This is a genomic window from Niabella beijingensis (assembly GCF_020034665.1).
Lineage (GTDB): Bacteria > Bacteroidota > Bacteroidia > Chitinophagales > Chitinophagaceae > Niabella > Niabella beijingensis.
The window spans coordinates 1,011,008-1,026,369 of the sequence record NZ_JAIQDI010000002.1 but is presented as its reverse complement, the minus strand read 5'-3'; the positions used below and the strand labels follow the sequence as shown (position 1 = coordinate 1,026,369).

14 protein-coding genes are annotated in these 15,362 nt (G+C 48.0%); 4 read left to right on the top strand and 10 right to left on the bottom strand.

Annotated features, from left to right (window positions below):
* Nucleotides 1-171: 171 nt before the first annotated feature.
* The 5 genes from K7B07_RS20440 to dnaK form a co-directional block, all read right to left on the bottom strand.
* Nucleotides 172-711, bottom strand: a complete 540-nt coding sequence (locus K7B07_RS20440; protein ID WP_223712395.1) for a lipocalin family protein — start codon at nucleotides 709-711, stop codon at nucleotides 172-174.
* A 157-nt stretch (nucleotides 712-868) separates the two neighbouring features.
* Nucleotides 869-2,278 (bottom strand): Gfo/Idh/MocA family protein, encoded by a 1,410-nt coding sequence (locus K7B07_RS20435; protein ID WP_223712394.1) that lies wholly within the window; start codon nucleotides 2,276-2,278, stop codon nucleotides 869-871.
* A gap of 138 nt (nucleotides 2,279-2,416) precedes the next feature.
* A complete protein-coding gene (locus K7B07_RS20430; RefSeq protein WP_223712393.1) occupies nucleotides 2,417-2,593 on the bottom strand; it encodes a hypothetical protein in 177 nt (58 codons plus the stop codon).
* 23 nt (nucleotides 2,594-2,616) lie between these two features.
* Entirely contained in the window at nucleotides 2,617-3,231 is a 615-nt protein-coding gene (locus K7B07_RS20425; protein ID WP_223712392.1) for a DUF4142 domain-containing protein, read from the bottom strand.
* 487 nt (nucleotides 3,232-3,718) lie between these two features.
* Nucleotides 3,719-5,635, bottom strand: coding sequence for a molecular chaperone DnaK (gene dnaK, locus K7B07_RS20420; RefSeq protein WP_223712391.1), 1,917 nt, complete (start codon nucleotides 5,633-5,635; stop codon nucleotides 3,719-3,721).
* Between the two features lie 39 nt (nucleotides 5,636-5,674).
* On the opposite strand from dnaK, the gene K7B07_RS20415 reads away from it, so the two are divergent.
* Together K7B07_RS20415 and K7B07_RS20410 are read left to right on the top strand one after the other, a co-directional pair.
* Entirely contained in the window at nucleotides 5,675-5,872 is a 198-nt protein-coding gene (locus K7B07_RS20415; RefSeq protein WP_223712390.1) for a hypothetical protein, read from the top strand.
* 16 nt (nucleotides 5,873-5,888) lie between these two features.
* Nucleotides 5,889-7,319 carry a DUF4403 family protein gene (locus K7B07_RS20410; RefSeq protein WP_223712389.1) on the top strand — a complete coding sequence of 477 codons (1,431 nt, stop codon included), beginning with the start codon at nucleotides 5,889-5,891 and terminating at the stop codon, nucleotides 7,317-7,319.
* Between the two features lies 1 nt (nucleotide 7,320).
* On the opposite strand, the gene K7B07_RS20405 is transcribed toward K7B07_RS20410, so the two are convergent.
* Both K7B07_RS20405 and K7B07_RS20400 read right to left on the bottom strand, forming a co-directional pair.
* Complete coding sequence (locus K7B07_RS20405) at nucleotides 7,321-8,205, bottom strand: hypothetical protein (RefSeq protein ID WP_223712388.1); 885 nt, start codon at nucleotides 8,203-8,205, stop codon at nucleotides 7,321-7,323.
* Between the two features lie 35 nt (nucleotides 8,206-8,240).
* Nucleotides 8,241-8,765 carry a GtrA family protein gene (locus K7B07_RS20400; protein ID WP_223712387.1) on the bottom strand — a complete coding sequence of 175 codons (525 nt, stop codon included), beginning with the start codon at nucleotides 8,763-8,765 and terminating at the stop codon, nucleotides 8,241-8,243.
* 74 nt (nucleotides 8,766-8,839) lie between these two features.
* Between K7B07_RS20400 and argS the strand changes: the two genes are divergently transcribed.
* Both argS and K7B07_RS20390 read left to right on the top strand, forming a co-directional pair.
* The gene (gene argS, locus K7B07_RS20395; RefSeq protein WP_223712386.1) at nucleotides 8,840-10,615 is read left to right on the top strand and encodes an arginine--tRNA ligase; all 1,776 of its coding nucleotides are present in this window, start codon (nucleotides 8,840-8,842) and stop codon (nucleotides 10,613-10,615) included.
* A 260-nt stretch (nucleotides 10,616-10,875) separates the two neighbouring features.
* Nucleotides 10,876-11,709, top strand: a complete 834-nt coding sequence (locus K7B07_RS20390) for a hypothetical protein (protein WP_223712385.1) — start codon at nucleotides 10,876-10,878, stop codon at nucleotides 11,707-11,709.
* A gap of 205 nt (nucleotides 11,710-11,914) precedes the next feature.
* Here the strand turns inward: K7B07_RS20390 and K7B07_RS20385 are convergent, their stop codons facing one another.
* From K7B07_RS20385 to K7B07_RS20375, 3 genes are all read right to left on the bottom strand, one after another.
* The gene (locus K7B07_RS20385; RefSeq protein ID WP_223712384.1) at nucleotides 11,915-12,601 is read right to left on the bottom strand and encodes an SIR2 family NAD-dependent protein deacylase; all 687 of its coding nucleotides are present in this window, start codon (nucleotides 12,599-12,601) and stop codon (nucleotides 11,915-11,917) included.
* A 101-nt stretch (nucleotides 12,602-12,702) separates the two neighbouring features.
* Nucleotides 12,703-14,283, bottom strand: a complete 1,581-nt coding sequence (locus K7B07_RS20380) for a vWA domain-containing protein (RefSeq protein WP_223712383.1) — start codon at nucleotides 14,281-14,283, stop codon at nucleotides 12,703-12,705.
* 243 nt (nucleotides 14,284-14,526) lie between these two features.
* Nucleotides 14,527-15,330, bottom strand: a complete 804-nt coding sequence (locus K7B07_RS20375; protein ID WP_223712382.1) for a hypothetical protein — start codon at nucleotides 15,328-15,330, stop codon at nucleotides 14,527-14,529.
* Between the last annotated feature and the right edge of the window lie 32 nt (nucleotides 15,331-15,362).

Sequence of the window (15,362 nt, the reverse complement as noted above, 5' to 3'; positions counted from 1 at the left end):
GATATAGCTTCATCGCATCCCGGCAAACCGGTACCTTCAAAAATACGATTCCGGGATCAAAAAACACAGACAATCAGCGGCTTCCTGCTAATTTGTACAAGCAGGAGCATTTTAACAACACCGGGAATAAACAGTACTGCTTTTGTAAATGCATCCGGAACCGGATCCGGGTCATACCTGTTCTGTCCAGGTCAGCCGGTCAACATCAAACCCGAGTTCCCGGGCCCTCCGCAGGTAACGTTCCTCAATATGCCGGGGCAGGGTCTTCTTTCTTGACAGCAGCCAGAGATAATTCCTGTTCTTACCACAAACCAGCGCATACCGGTAATCCTCATCAATTGCAATAACATTATAGCCCGTGTAAAAAGGCCCAAAGAAAGAAACGGAGAGCTGGCCGGTACGCTCATTGTTAACAAACTTAGCTCTGCCTATGGACTGTTGCCATCTATGCCTGCGGTGATCAAAGCCGCGGTTCACCACCCGTAATGTTCCATCGTAGCGGAGGCTGTACTCGGCTCTCACATAGCTCAGATCTTCTTCATAGCGGAAATCAAGACGTGCAATTTCGTACCAGATCCCAAGATAGCGGTCTTTATCAAAATCCGTTACGGCTGTAACTCCTTTTGGTATGGTCCGGCGTCTGGCGATTGCAATCACGGCTGCTCCTGCGGTGAGCAGTCCAACGCCTCTTATTAGTTGTTTTTTTCGCATAGCTGTTGCCATTAAAGGATAGGAATAACGGGATGGGGCGTTCCCGGCGTTAATACCACTTCGCCTCAAAAGTTATGCCCGGAATCTTTAATAAAAAAGGACCGGTCATAAAAGATGATCCGGTCCTGATAAAATGAGTATCGTTAAAACGCCTGATTTAACTTTTTAATGCCCGTGTAGTGGTGGTGGCGCCCTCCAGTGAAAGATTGACCTGCTTGTTGGTTTTCCAGTTCCCCCTGGTAAAGTCAGGCACATTTATGGGCGAGGACCTTTTTGCAACAGAATGTTCGCTTACGATACCGGCGGCACTCCAGAGTGCAGCATCATATACATCCTGATCAAGCGGCAGCCCGTTGCGCAGGCAATCGATCAGTCGCCAGTCCATAATAAAATCCATCCCGCCATGACCGCCTACTTTTTTTGCCATTTCACCAATATGTTTTACCAATGCCGGTGTATATTTTTCTTCCAGTTTTTTCATTTCATCTTCCTTTACCCACTCATGCCCGAAAGCGATCTTTGCCGGCTCGGGCCATTTTTGTGCTACGCCCTTTGTACCGCTCAGCACATGAATACGTGAATACGGCCGGGGTGAAGTAACATCATGTTGCAGCATGATCGTCTTTCCCTTAGTGGTCCGGATGATGGAGGTATTCATATTGCCCCGAAAGTTCTTGTTGGTATATTTATTATAAAAGCTGTCCTCCCCTGCTTTCTTTACTGCCAGGTCGTGCATCTGAAAATCATTGGTACTCATTGAAATGAGGTAATCCATTTTATCCCCCCGGTTGATATTGAGACATTGGGCTATCGGTCCCAGACCATGGGTCGGATACAGATTGCCATTGCGCTTTGCGTTTTCTTCCAGGCGCCACATCTGATCGTACGAATTCTTTTCAAAGTTCATACTCAGCAAATCATGGATATATGCCCCTTCTGCATGCAGCAACTCGCCAAAAACACCTTGCTGTGCCATATTGAGGGTCATCATTTCAAAAAAATCATAGCAACAGTTCTCAAGCATCATACAATGCTTCTTGGTTTTCTCCGATGTTTCAACCAGTTGCCAGCACTGATCCAGCGTCACTGCTGCAGGCACCTCCACCGCCACATGCTTCCCCTGCTGCATGCCATATACCGCCATGGGTGTGTGAAGCGACCAGGGGGTGCAGATATAGAGCAGGTCTACATCATTGCTCCCGGCAAGTGCTTTCCAGCCTTCCTCTCCCGTATACTCCTTGGCCCTGGGCAATCCTGCCTTCTGCAATGTTTCCTGGGATCTTGCAATACGCTCGGGGCGGTGGTCACAGATCGCAACGATCTCCACTTCCGCGATATTTCTCATACGGGCGACAGCTCCGCTGCCTCTGTTGCCTACCCCGATAAAACCGATCCGGACCTTATCCAGTTTGGTGGCCCCGAAGCCGCTCATGTTAAAGGCAGCGGTGGTTTTCTCCAACGCATGCGCGTGTTGCATAGATGCATCGTCAACGGCAAATGCAGGGTCAATGGCAAGGGCTCCTGCTCCCACAGCAATGTTTTTAAGGAAACTCCTTCGGTTACTCATAATGGAAGTATTTTGTTATACTTATAAAAATACTCATTATAATACTATAACCCTTGTGCAAACGGTTGTTCAGCGGGCCTTACAGCGGCGTTTCCTGATTGAAAAACTCCTCCGGTAACCGTTGCTTTCAAACAATTGCTATTGTTTTTTCTTCCTGGTTCGTTTTTTTGATTCAGACACATCAAACAGTTTTTCCAGTTCCTGCATGGGTGTGGAAACGGGGCCTTTCATTTCCTCCTGCGGGTCCGTTTTATGCAATGTTTCTGCATCCGGTTTGATCGTTGACTGTTTTTTCCTTTCTTTCTTGCTTTTCATATCCTAAAATTAAAATGGAACGGTCAGGGCAGGGAAGGTACGCCATTTATCCGCTGACGCTCCAGGATGCTGTCCACGCCTCTGGCATATCCCAGGTGCTGTTTCAAGGCCGGCAGCTTCAATATAGCCCACCTCAGCAAGTCTGAATCTTTTCCCGCGCTGATGTATCTGTTAAAAACCTCAATGTTCTGCCGTTGCGAACGGATCATGGTTTTGATATAATCCTTGTCAAACCGATCTCCTGTTAAAGATTTCAATTGCTGATACCGTGCACCGGCAACAGCTGTATCCGGTAATGTAATTTGTTTGGAAGCGGCCATTCTCCTTAATTCGTTATTCGCAGTCTGTTGAGCTGCAGCCATACTGTTTCCAAACGCTTTTACCCGTGGTTCGCTGCCGTTCTTTTGCGCCAGTTCGCTCCACTTTATTTCCATCAGGCCTGATGCTATAGCATCCACAGCAAAACGGGCATCACGCTCCAGTGTAGCCGACACCACATCCGGGTTTCTTTTTTTAAACTTTGCTTCATTTGCCGCCACCGCTTTTTCTTTCTGATCATTGCGATGCGGCCCGCATGCCGGAATGACCAGTGTACAAATCATGCTTATCAAAACAATACCGGTAACGCTTCTGATCATTTTTCCCCGTATTTAGTATATTAACACATCTTTTAAAAGAGGAGCACTCAATCAGCGCTCCCCGTAGTTCCCGGTTCTTTAATGACTTAACTTTTAAACGTATGTATTACCGAAAACCGCTTCTGTCTATTCAGCGCAATCGCTGGGCCAAAAATGCATAACCGCGCTGCTCCGGATATTGAAAGCAGCATCAGAAAAAACAACCTCAAACTGTGGAATCTGTACCCCATCAAGGGTGCAGCAGGCGCTCTGTTTTATCCCTGCTTATCAACCCGAAACTATACCGGGTCCTCTCCTTGTTTCTCCTTGTTCTTGCGCAACCGGCGCATCGCCATCTTACATTTCAAAAGCGCGGAACAGACCGGGGAAAAGAACAGCATTCCCTGAGATCAGATTTTATATTTCCGGGAGAGATATTTGTTTGCCGTACTCACATAAAAAAATCCCGGCAATTGCTTGCCGGGATCACTTCTTGCTATCAAATGATTTATTTCACTTCTTCAAACGGAACGTCGGTCACATCATCCGCACCGCCTGCGTTACCACCGGCTGCCTGATCGCCTCCGGGCTGACCTGCGTTGGCCTGTGCACCTTCAGCGCCTTGTCCAGATTTATAGATATCCTCGCTGGCTGCGGTCCAGGCGGCATTCAGTTCTTCCATGGATTTATCAATACCAGCAATATCCTGTTGTTTATGCGCTTCTTTTAATTTTTCAACGGCGCCTTCAATCACGGATTTTTTATCTGCAGGGATCTTATCACCATATTCTTTCAGCTGCTTCTCGGTCTGGAACACCAGGCTGTCGGCCGCATTCAGCTTATCGATCTTTTCACGCTCTGCCTTATCCGTTGCTTCATTGGCTTTTGCCTCTGCTTTCATTTTTTCTACTTCATCCTTGCTTAAGCCGCTTCCCGCTTCGATATGGATCTTCTGTTCTTTACCGGTTCCTTTATCTTTTGCTGTTACATGCATGATACCGTTGGCATCGATGTCAAAGATCACTTCGATCTGCGGCACACCTCTCGGAGCCGGCGGAATCCCATCCAGGTTAAAGATCCCCAGGCTCTTGTTATCTTTTGCCATGGAGCGTTCACCCTGTAATACATGGATCTGTACCCCTGGCTGATTATCGCTTGCAGTAGAAAACACTTCTGATTTCTTTGTTGGGATCGTGGTGTTGGAAGGGATCAGTGTGGTCATTACACCGCCCATGGTTTCGATACCCAGGGAAAGCGGGGTAACATCCAGCAGCAGTACATCCTTTACCTCACCGGTCAGTACTGCACCCTGGATCGCTGCACCAACAGCTACCACTTCATCGGGGTTTACACCACGGTTCGGTTTTTTGCCAAAGAACTTTTCTACAATTTCCTGTACTTTAGGAATACGGGTGCTACCACCTACCAGGATCACTTCGTCGATCTCTGAAGGGTTCATACCGGCATCTTTCAACGCCGCTTCGCAGGGTTTTAAACAACGAGAGAAAAGGTTATCTGCCAGCTGCTCAAATTTAGCACGCGTCAGTTTTTTTACCAGGTGTTTCGGTACCCCATCCACTGCAGTAATATACGGCAGGTTGATCTCGGTTTCGCTGGAGGAAGATAATTCGATCTTTGCTTTCTCAGCAGCTTCCTTTAAGCGCTGTAATGCCATCGGGTCTTTTCTCAGGTCGATGGCTTCTTCGGATTTAAATTCTTCAGCCAGCCAGTCCATGATCACTTTATCAAAATCATCCCCCCCCAGGTGTGTGTCCCCGTTGGTGGATTTTACTTCGAATACCCCGTCGCCCAGCTCCAGGATGGAAATATCAAATGTACCACCACCCAGGTCAAATACGGCGATCTTATGATCTTTACCGCCTTTATCAAGGCCATATGCCAATGCGGCGGCGGTAGGCTCGTTCACAATACGGCGTACGTTCAGACCGGCAATTTCACCGGCTTCTTTGGTAGCCTGACGCTGTGCGTCGTTAAAATAAGCCGGCACGGTAATCACCGCTTCGTTTACTTCCTGGCCCAGGTAATCCTCGGCCGTTTTTTTCATTTTTTGTAATACCATCGCGGAAATCTCCTGCGGGGTATATAAACGTCCATCTATATCGATACGAACGGTATTATTGTCACCCTGTGCCACTTTGTAGCTCCAGTGGCTGATCTCTTCGGAAACCTCATCAAAACGGCGGCCCATAAAACGCTTTACAGACATGATTGTATTCTGGGGGTTGGTGATCGCCTGTCTTTTGGCAGGATCCCCCACTTTACGCTCGCCGTTCTTCAAAAATGCAACAACGGATGGGGTTGTACGGCGCCCTTCATCGTTGGCAATCACCACCGGCTCGTTACCTTCCATTACCGCAACGCAGCTGTTGGTAGTTCCTAAGTCAATACCAATAATTTTACCCATAATATTTAAATTTCTCCTTTTATTAAAAATTACCACAATTTGTGGCAGAAAATAGCTTTCAATGATTATGCCGCAGTAAATAAATATGCAAAAATGTCAGAAATCCCTGCAAAAAGCTGCCGGATGGCACCACTCTGCCATTTTACACATTCAGCTGCAAAAGTTTATAGAATAAACACCGGCGCGCACAGTTTAGGCCCTGCCGGTATTTTCATGCCGCCGATTTGCCTATTTTAGCACTTTATTTCTGGATATGAAGTCTATTTTTTTCCTTTTGTCGGCCTTCCTGCTAACCGCTACCGGTCAGGGACAAACGATCAATACCCCCGCACCGGTTCTATCGGCGCCGGAATATCCGTCGGCAACCATACCGGAGTCTGAATTAAATATCCCCGTGCGGATCGACCTGGCCCCTTTTTTTGCAATGGCCAACAAAAAAGTGGATACACTTTTTACCTCCCCCCGCTTTCCGGACGGCTGGGTGCAGCAGGGCTGCGATACCCGTTACAAATACAGCTTCCGGAGAGGCCCCCTGGAATTTACACTCCGGAATACCAACCTGGATATTTCCTTTACCGGTTATTACAAGATCGTAGGTTCCACAAGGGCCTGCGTAAACGGAAAGGCGATGACCCCATGGACGCCGGCCTGTCAGTGTGGCTTTGACGAGGGGGAGCGGAAAGTGAAGGTTGGGTTTTCCATTGCCATTTCCCTGTTGACCAATTATACCGTGAAAATGCAGGTCACCCGTAAAGAACCGGAACCCGTTGATAAATGTACCGTCTGCTTCTGGGGGCAGGATATTACCACCGTGATCATGGATGCCCTGAAAAAGGAGCTGGACGCATCAAAAGCCGACCTGGAAAAAAGCTACGGGCGGATCGATCTAAAACCGCGTTTTCAGACACTCTGGAACCAGCTGAACACGCCTTATAATGTAAATAATATGGGCTGGCTGCAGATCAATCCCCAAAAGATCCGCATCAACAGTTTACAAACCCTCAGCAATAACCAGTTGCAGATCAATGTAGGGCTGGCGGCCAAACCTGTGGTGCGGTTTGAAAAACCGGCCGCAGCAGTGACTCCGGTTCCGCATATCAGCAATTTCAGCCGGAACCGGGGCTTCCAGGTGTATGCAGACCTGGTAATGAATTATGACTCACTCAGCCGGATTCTTACCAGCCAGATCGCAGGAAAAGAATTCACCTTCAGCAAGGCCTTTATAAAAAAGCGGTTCATTTTCACGGAATGTAAACTCCTGGGCAGCCGGGACAACCGTCTGGTAATGCAGGTACGGTTCACAGGCACCAATGACGGTTATTTTTATGTGACGGGCAAACCCCTGTATTATGCAGACTCCAGGACACTGCAGGTAGCCGATGTCAGCTTTGATATCCGCTCGCGGGATGCCCTGTTAAAAACAGCAGACTGGCTGTTCTCTAAAAAGATCACCACGGAGATCGAAAAGATGGCGAAGTATGACCTGGGCGCGCTGCTGACAACTGCAACAAGCAATATGAATCAGCAGCTCAACCAGCAGTTCATGAAAGGCGTCAGTGGGACGGGAACCGTGAAAGACATCACCGTCGCCGGCATTTTTCCGCAATCCGACTGGCTGGCGGTACGCGCTTATTGCAGCGGGGATTTCCTGTTAAATGTAGCGGGACTGGAACTGAGCCTGTAAATTAATAGTAACTGAACACCGTGGTTGATCTGTACGTTGACGAAGGATTTACAACCACGCTCTTTATGGGCCAGCCTCTTTCGTTGAACTGATAGGTTATATCGTTCCAGGCGGGCATGGAAGAAGACTGCTGATCCGCAGAGTTCCTGTATTTCGATAAATAATTCCTGGAAGGAATATAATTCATCGGAAAAGGAAGAATCGTCAGTTCCTTATAAATCCTGAAGAGCGGATCAGAAATACTGCTATGGAGCGATTCCGTTACAAAAACAAAGTGCATCTCGTTGGGGGAAACAGGGCTGCTCAGGTAGTTTATTGCTTTGCTGACATTATCGCCTTCATATAAAAGACGTATAGCGGAAAGCATGGAACTCCCGTCATTAAACTGGTTTAAATAAACCACAGAGTCTACCCGGTTAACGCCGGACCTGAAAAACCTGGCATAGCGTACACCTGTCTGCAATCCTTCGCTTACGATCTGCCCATTGCTGTTCAGGGATTTGTCGTAAGAGCTGTCAAGATAAATTTCATCCACGGCATTATTTTTCCATTTATAGGAAAATCTCCTTATCCGCTGGTTGTATAAGGGGCCTCCCGATGGTGCGGCAGTAGAATCCCTCCATTCCATTCGTGACCAGCTCAGCCTGTTATTACCGTCATAAAAAAGATGATGGTCGTTCACCGCAATAAGCCGCTTATCGTCATACCGGAAGTTATAATCCGTGGTAACGGTGAATTCCTCCGGAGGACCATTCGGCAGTATGTCTGTGGTGGTAGTGTGTATGGACCTGATCAATGGGTCATCCGCAAAAGCATGTTCTTTGTTCTTATTACATGAAATTGACAGGAGCATTAAAAGCAGCGCGTAATAAAAAAAATTCTTCACAGTCATTAGTTTGGGGCAAAAATAGAACAACTTTCCTATTTATGCTTTTCTTCCAGGTAGGTAGGCTCCGGTACCTTTTTAAAGCTGAAATGCCGTTGTGCCAGATAACTTACCAATACCACCACAACGGTAGTACCGATCTGCGCAAAAACGGGATAGATGCCCCAGACCTCTACCATTATTTTAAGCAGTACATAATTGATGGTGAGATTAAATACACAGACCAGGAGGTAGCGGAACAACTGTACCCGGCCCCGGATCCTGCTGTCGTCAAATACCACATATTTCATCAGGAAAAAACCAACCAGGAAACTTACTATAAACGAGACCACGAGCGCTGCCACGTGCGACTTCAGCGCATAAAAACCAAAGTGGAAGTCCAGGCCCTTTAAAACGAACTTGTAAGTAATATAATACGATAGCAGTCCCAGAAAGGTATTGCCCGCTCCGGAAACCGCATACCGGAAGGTTTGCAGGGGCATGATCCGTTTAAAGGGAGGATAAAAAAAGTCGATCAGCGGGAGAATCCGGTCCCTTACACTATGTAGATGCTGCCTCATCGGCGGCGAAGATATTCTTTATTCCCATGATTTCTGCGCCTGTGTTCCTTATTTTTGCAGCAAATTTGTTAAGAATGAGCATTGTAGATACATTGAGGCCGATAGTTGCGGATGCATTAAAAGAATTGTATCAAAGGGATCTTGCACCTTCGTCGATCGCAATCAACAGCACCAAACCTGAGTTTGAGGGCGATTATACGGTTGTTTTGTTTTCTTTTATAAAAGAGCTGAAGAAGAAACCGGAAGAACTGGGTGCCGAGATCGGACAGCATCTGGCAAACCATCATCCGGACCTGATCCGTTCTTTCAATGTGATCAAGGGTTTTCTGAATCTGACCATTTCAGCCAACTTCTGGACCGGTTTTCTGAATAAAAATTATAATAATCCTTCACTGGGTAAGGAAGCGCAACAGCCTTCAAAGGTAATGGTGGAATACTCCTCTCCCAATACCAACAAACCGCTGCACCTGGGGCACCTGCGGAATAATTTCCTGGGCTGGTCGATTGCCGAGATCCTCAAAGCTACCGGCAGTGAGATCCAAAAGTGCTGCATCTCCAACGACCGCGGTATCCATATTTCAAAATCAATGGTGGCCTGGCAGCTCTATGGCAACGGCGCCACACCGGAGTCTACCGGCATCAAGGGCGATCACCTGGTGGGTGACTATTATGTATTGTTTGGCGTCAAACACAAAGAGCAGGTGGCGGAGCTCATGGAAAAAGGTATGAGCAAGGATGAGGCAGAAAAGAATGCGCCGGTTATGAAAGCGGCGCAACAGATGCTGGTGGACTGGGAGAAAGGAGATCCGGAAGTGATCGCACTCTGGAAAAAAATGAACGGCTGGGTATATGCGGGCTTTGACCAGACCTACAAACGCATCGGGACCGATTTCGACAAGATCTATTATGAAAGCGATACCTACCTGTTAGGAAAGCAATTTGTGGAAGAAGGATTGAAACAGGGCGTATTCTTCAAAAAGGAGGATGGCAGTGTGTGGATCGATCTTACCGCCGAAGGACTGGATGAGAAGCTGGTATTGCGCAAGGACGGAACGGCAGTTTATATTACCCAGGATCTCGGGCTGGCGGATGAAAAATACAAAGACTTTCCATACGATCAAAGCATCTATGTGATTGCCGATGAGCAGAACTATCATATGAAAGTACTGCAACTGATCCTGCAAAAACTCAATAAACCCTATGCCGGTGGTATCTACCATATGAGCTATGGCATGGTAGAGTTGCCCAGCGGGCGTATGAAGACCCGGGAAGGCACAGTAGTGGACGCCGATGACCTGCTGGATGAGCTGGTAAAGGTAGCCGCTGCAAAGACAGAAGAGCTGGGCAAGGTAAAAGACTTTACAGAAGAGGAATTAAAGGAATTGTATGATACGATTGCACTTGGTGCTTTGAAATTTTTCCTACTCCGGGTTGATCCGAAAAAAAGGATGGTCTTTAATCCCGAAGAAAGCATCGACTTCCAGGGGTTCACCGGCCCGTTCATTCAGTACACCCATGCGCGCATCCGCTCGATCCTGCGGAATGAGCCGCTGATGGCGGATGTAGCCGATCCGGACCAGCTGGAACCTCTGGAGAAAGAGCTGATCATCCTGCTGGAACAATTTCATACCCAGGTATTGCAGGCGGCCGGAGAACACAACCCTTCCCTGCTGGCCATCTACGCCTTTGGAGTTGCCAAATTATTCAACAGCTTTTATACGGCTCATTCCGTACGCAATGCCGAAACCCCGGAAAAGAAAAACCTGCGGTTAAAGATCTGTACGCTCACGGCCGCCACTATTGCCGCTTCCATGGCATTGCTGGGCATCCGGGTACCGGAAAGAATGTAAAAACGGGAAGCACCACCGGGGGCACTGAGATGCATAAAGAAAGGTCCTTTGCACCTTTGCGGTAAAAGGTCCGGCAAAGAACGATAAATTTGAGTGGTTCTCTTCAAAAGCCTTGCGACCCATTGCGTCTTTGCGGTAAAAAACCCAGCCGCCTGGAGTGCCAAAAACGCAAAGGGCGACGGTTAATTGTTAAAACTATTTAACGCCGCATTACAGCAATATTTTTTTGTAAACGGAGTCTCACAGGAAAAATATTCCCTATGCGCAATCAGCTGCTCCTTGCTACCCTGCCGGTGCTGTTTCTATGCTCCTGCTCCGGCAGCAAACTGCTTCCCGCAGAAGCCATTCATATGGATGCTGCTACCAGCCGTGATTATCCCTCCCGGTTTTATGATGACAATACCCAGATCCGCTATGACTTCCGGAATGATGAGCAGTACCTCTATGTGATCCTGGAAACGGACAACCCGGCAGCCAGGATGCGGATGCTGCGGGAAGGTGTGAAAGTCTATTTTCCCGCAACAGGATCAAAATCTGAAACCCGTTTTGTGGAATATCCCTTTCATCCGGATAATGAGAAAGCCGCCGTCGCATCCCGGGACCGGCCATCCCAGCCCGGTGCAGATGGACCTCCGGAAGCGCAGCGCCAGCGTACCGACGAACGGGACTATACTTCCTTTTACAAACAGGCCCGGATCAGCGATAACGGAAAAGCAAGACTGATTGATGTAGCCGGTAACCAACTTGATGTTATTCATTTTAAAGCGACGAATGATGCAGACGGTTTTTTCAGATACATTGTGTCGATCCCCAAAAACCAGCTGCTGATCAATAAAGACCATACCGTCATTGGTATCCGGATCCCTGAGATAAAACAACCCCGGGGTGCTTATGCCGGTCATGGTGAACCAACAACCCGTATGAGCGGCGGCGGCGGACGCGGTGGTATGCGGGGCGGAGGAATGCGCGGACAAGGCGGCATGCATGGTGGCCGTATGCACAACGGGGATGGTGATGCAAACAGGATCAATCACAGCAAGGAAGATGTAAGCGGAAAGGTAGACTGGTGGTATAAGATCGCACTCGCTTCCTGAAAGCTCCTGTGATCCTATAAAGCATCCGGTAGCTGAAGGCGGCTGCGGTTGTTATTACACATCATCTTTTTTATTTTCCTTTTAGGTGTACAGAGCTGCAATACCAGTAATAAAAGAAAAAGAACAAGGCACACTATACCAAAATACTTAAACCAAGAACCCACATTATTTTTATAATGAGCAGAAAGCACTGCATGGCCCGTTTTTATACTTTCAGCAATTGCATCAGCTCCTTTACACCTTCGGTAGCCGGCTTTTCAATGGTGTGCAGATTGGGAAGCTTTCGCACGGCAGGAATGGTTTTATCAATAATATATTTGGGCGCCTCATCGGGCACATAGTCGATCAACCCGGCTGCGGGATACACCAGCATGGACGTGCCGATGACCACAAAAATATCCGCAGCAGCAGCAAGTTGTGATGCGGGCGCGATCATCGGCACCGCTTCACCAAACCAAACAATATCCGGCCGCAGCTGGCCGCCATCGGGTGCTTTATCCCCCGGTCGGATGTCGCCCCGGATCTCATAAGAGGGCTTGTGTGAACGGTCGCTGCGCATTTTAAAGATCTCCCCGTGCAGGTGCAGCACATGAGTGGAGCCGCCCCGCTCATGCAGGTCATCAATGTTCTGTGTGATGATGTGCACTTCATAATCCGCTTCAAGTGCTGCCAGTCCGCAGTGCGCTGCATTGGGTTGTACCTCCGCTACATTCTTACGACGCATGTTGTAAAAATCCAGCACCAGTTCCGGGTTCTTTGCCCACCCTTCCGGCGATGCCACTTCCGCCACATCATACCCCTCCCACAGTCCGTCACTGTCGCGAAATGTTTTGATCCCGCTTTCCGCACTGATTCCCGCGCCGGTCAATACCACTAATTTCTTTTTTACCATATGTCAATTTTTCCCCTGCAAAATAACACCTCTTTCGGGAAAATTAAAAACGGTGAGGCCGGTACCTCACCGTTGTGATCCAAGCTCAGAGAACCGTATATTCAATCATTCAACGCGGTTTCATCACCGGGTAATGCTGCACTCTTTTTTACCAGTGTTATAAATTCCCCGCGGTAGCCGTTCTTGTCCCTCCCTGTTGCCCCTGAAGCCAGTGCGAGAACCTCTTTGTAGCTGGAATTTTGTTTGAACCCGGAGTTCCTCAGCAACAATCCGAATTCTGCCACGGCTGCAGCGAAACGGAAATTATCGGAGGTTTCATCGATCCCGGCTGCCCGGTCTGCAACCGGAACCGTAATGAGTTTGCTACGCGTTGCGTCCACATCTTTATACCGGAGCTTTACTGTAAACATTTCATCGGTGGCCGACATCCCTGCGCGTTTGGCCACAGGCTGGTATTTCAGTTCATCCACCGTTTTTTCAAATTCATTTTTCACGCCCGGAGGTATTACTTCGTAAAGAGCGGTAACCGTATGGCCGCTGCCTATTTCACCTGCATCTTTTTTATCATCATTAAAATCCTCCTTATTCAACATACGGTTTTCATAACCGATCAGCCGGTAGGCCTGTACCTTGGCCGGATTGAACTCCACCTGTATTTTTACATCCTTTGCTATTGCGAACAGTGTTCCTCCAAATTCATTTACGAGTACTTTTTGCGCTTCGCTGATATTATCAATGTAGGAGTGGTTCCCGTTTCCCTTATCTGCCAGTTGCTGCATTTTGCTATCCTGGTAATTTCCGGTCCCGAATCCAAGTACCGAAAGGAAAACGCCCGTCTTGCGCTTTTCTTCAATTAAGCGCACCAGTGCATCCTCGCTGCTTGTTCCAACATTAAAATCGCCGTCCGTTGCCAGCAGTATCCGGTTATTGCCTTTCTCAATAAAATTTTCTCTTGCTACCTGATAAGCCAGTTGTATCCCTTCCCCTCCCGCTGTGGATCCGCCTGCTTCCAGTTCCGCGATCGCTTCCCGTATCCGGGATTTGTTTTCCCCACTGGTCGAAGGCAACACCAGACCGGCATTCCCTGCATAAGCAACAATTGCTACCCGGTCATCCGGCCGCAGCTTATCCGTAAGCAGCAGCATCGATTTCTTCAGCAGCGGCAGTTTATCTTCATCCTGCATCGAGCCCGACACGTCGATGAGGAAAACAAGATTGGACGCCGGCAACGCTTCTTCAGGGATCTCCTTTCCCTTGACTCCAATATGAACGAGACGGTGCCGGGTATTCCAGGGGCATTCTGCAATTTCCGTGATCACATTGAAGGGCTCCCCGCTCTGAGGGGATGCATAATCATAATCAAAATAATTGACCAGTTCTTCTATCCGAACTGCACCCGCTGGCGGACGCGCTCCGCTATTAATAAACCGCCGTACGTTGCTGTAGGCAGCCTTGTCCACATCAACAGAAAAAGTTGATAACGGGTGTTCCTTTGCGGTTTGAAACTCATTCTCTGTAATAGCCACGTATCCTTCCGTATCAAATTTATTCTCTGCCGCAGTTACAGGTATCGTACTTATTTCCATCGCCGCAGTTTGACTCTCAGCAGGCCGGTTACGGGTGCTCTCACAGGCAAACAGTATCCAGGGCAATATTGCTATTGCAAAAAAAAGGCGTTTCATAAAAAATGTTTTAAATGTTTTTGGAGATCGCTTGTTGTTAATTTTTTATTATGACGTACGTGTTAATCCGATTCCATATGCAGCCAAATATTTGTGCTTTTAAACCTTAATACATAAAGCCATTAAAGGTAACCATCAGTCCTTTGTTAATTAATAGCAAAAGCCCCTGATCTACCAGGGGCTTTATTCCTGTTGCCCGCGTAACAGGAACACCGCATATCATGCGGTCATCAAGAGTCTGTTCTATACCGCTACCGTGGTGCCGGAAACCGGGGTACGTCTATTAAAATAATGCCGGTATTTTTCGCTTGTTTTCTGGGATTGCCGTTCGCCATTGATATAAAGTTCCCCCTCTCTGAACTGGATCCGGTTATTGGGTCCTCTTTCGATCAGTCCGTCCCGCTCCATTTCCTGGTAAGCGTCTTTCAACCGCTGCAATTGTCTGCGGGTATCTCTCAATTCATTATTGATGCCGGGACCCAGTTGCCGCATTTCAAGGTTCAGGTCCCGCTGCTGCAGCCGCAGGTCCCTGCAGGCTGCTTCCAGTTGTACTTTTAACTGATCCAGCTTTACATCCTTCAGTGCCATGTTGATCTCACATTTTAATTTCCCTGCATCTATATTTTTAACGGCTGCCATTGCACGGGATACATCATGGTCTATTTTTGCCCGGTCGATGCCGGCCATTGCCTTTTCAAGATCCCGGTTCAGTTGATCAAAATCGATCTTTTTTACCGCCGCCCTTGCCGCTGACTGGATCTTTACAAGATCAATCTTTGACAATGCGTCGCTTACCTGTTGCTGAATACGATCTGTATTTATTGTACATTCCGCATCGCCATGATTCCGGATCTGCTGATCCACATAGTTCAGGGCCTGGTCCAGCCGTCCGGTCTCAAATTCGGTGATTGCCGGCAAGGTATCTGTATCAAACGGAAAATTCGGGCTGGAAGTAACTGTTGAATGCGGCGCAAAGGACAACGCTGCAAAGCAGGCCGCGGGCAGCAGGGTCCACAAGGCTGCTTTTAAAATAAATCTCTTTTTCATTAGTTGGGTTTTAAGACAAGAAATTTTTAACG

Coding starts and splice junctions, on each gene's coding strand:
- K7B07_RS20380 (WP_223712383.1), bottom strand. CDS start 14,283: ATGAAACGCCTTTTTTTTGCAATAGCAATATTGCCCTGGATACTGTTT.
- K7B07_RS20375 (WP_223712382.1), bottom strand. CDS start 15,330: ATGAAAAAGAGATTTATTTTAAAAGCAGCCTTGTGGACCCTGCTGCCC.
- K7B07_RS20410 (WP_223712389.1), top strand. CDS start 5,889: ATGAAGTCTATTTTTTTCCTTTTGTCGGCCTTCCTGCTAACCGCTACC.
- K7B07_RS20400 (WP_223712387.1), bottom strand. CDS start 8,765: ATGAGGCAGCATCTACATAGTGTAAGGGACCGGATTCTCCCGCTGATC.
- K7B07_RS20385 (WP_223712384.1), bottom strand. CDS start 12,601: ATGGTAAAAAAGAAATTAGTGGTATTGACCGGCGCGGGAATCAGTGCG.
- K7B07_RS20440 (WP_223712395.1), bottom strand. CDS start 711: ATGCGAAAAAAACAACTAATAAGAGGCGTTGGACTGCTCACCGCAGGA.
- dnaK (WP_223712391.1), bottom strand. CDS start 5,635: ATGGGTAAAATTATTGGTATTGACTTAGGAACTACCAACAGCTGCGTT.
- K7B07_RS20435 (WP_223712394.1), bottom strand. CDS start 2,278: ATGAGTAACCGAAGGAGTTTCCTTAAAAACATTGCTGTGGGAGCAGGA.
- K7B07_RS20430 (WP_223712393.1), bottom strand. CDS start 2,593: ATGAAAAGCAAGAAAGAAAGGAAAAAACAGTCAACGATCAAACCGGAT.
- K7B07_RS20425 (WP_223712392.1), bottom strand. CDS start 3,231: ATGATCAGAAGCGTTACCGGTATTGTTTTGATAAGCATGATTTGTACA.
- argS (WP_223712386.1), top strand. CDS start 8,840: ATGAGCATTGTAGATACATTGAGGCCGATAGTTGCGGATGCATTAAAA.
- K7B07_RS20390 (WP_223712385.1), top strand. CDS start 10,876: ATGCGCAATCAGCTGCTCCTTGCTACCCTGCCGGTGCTGTTTCTATGC.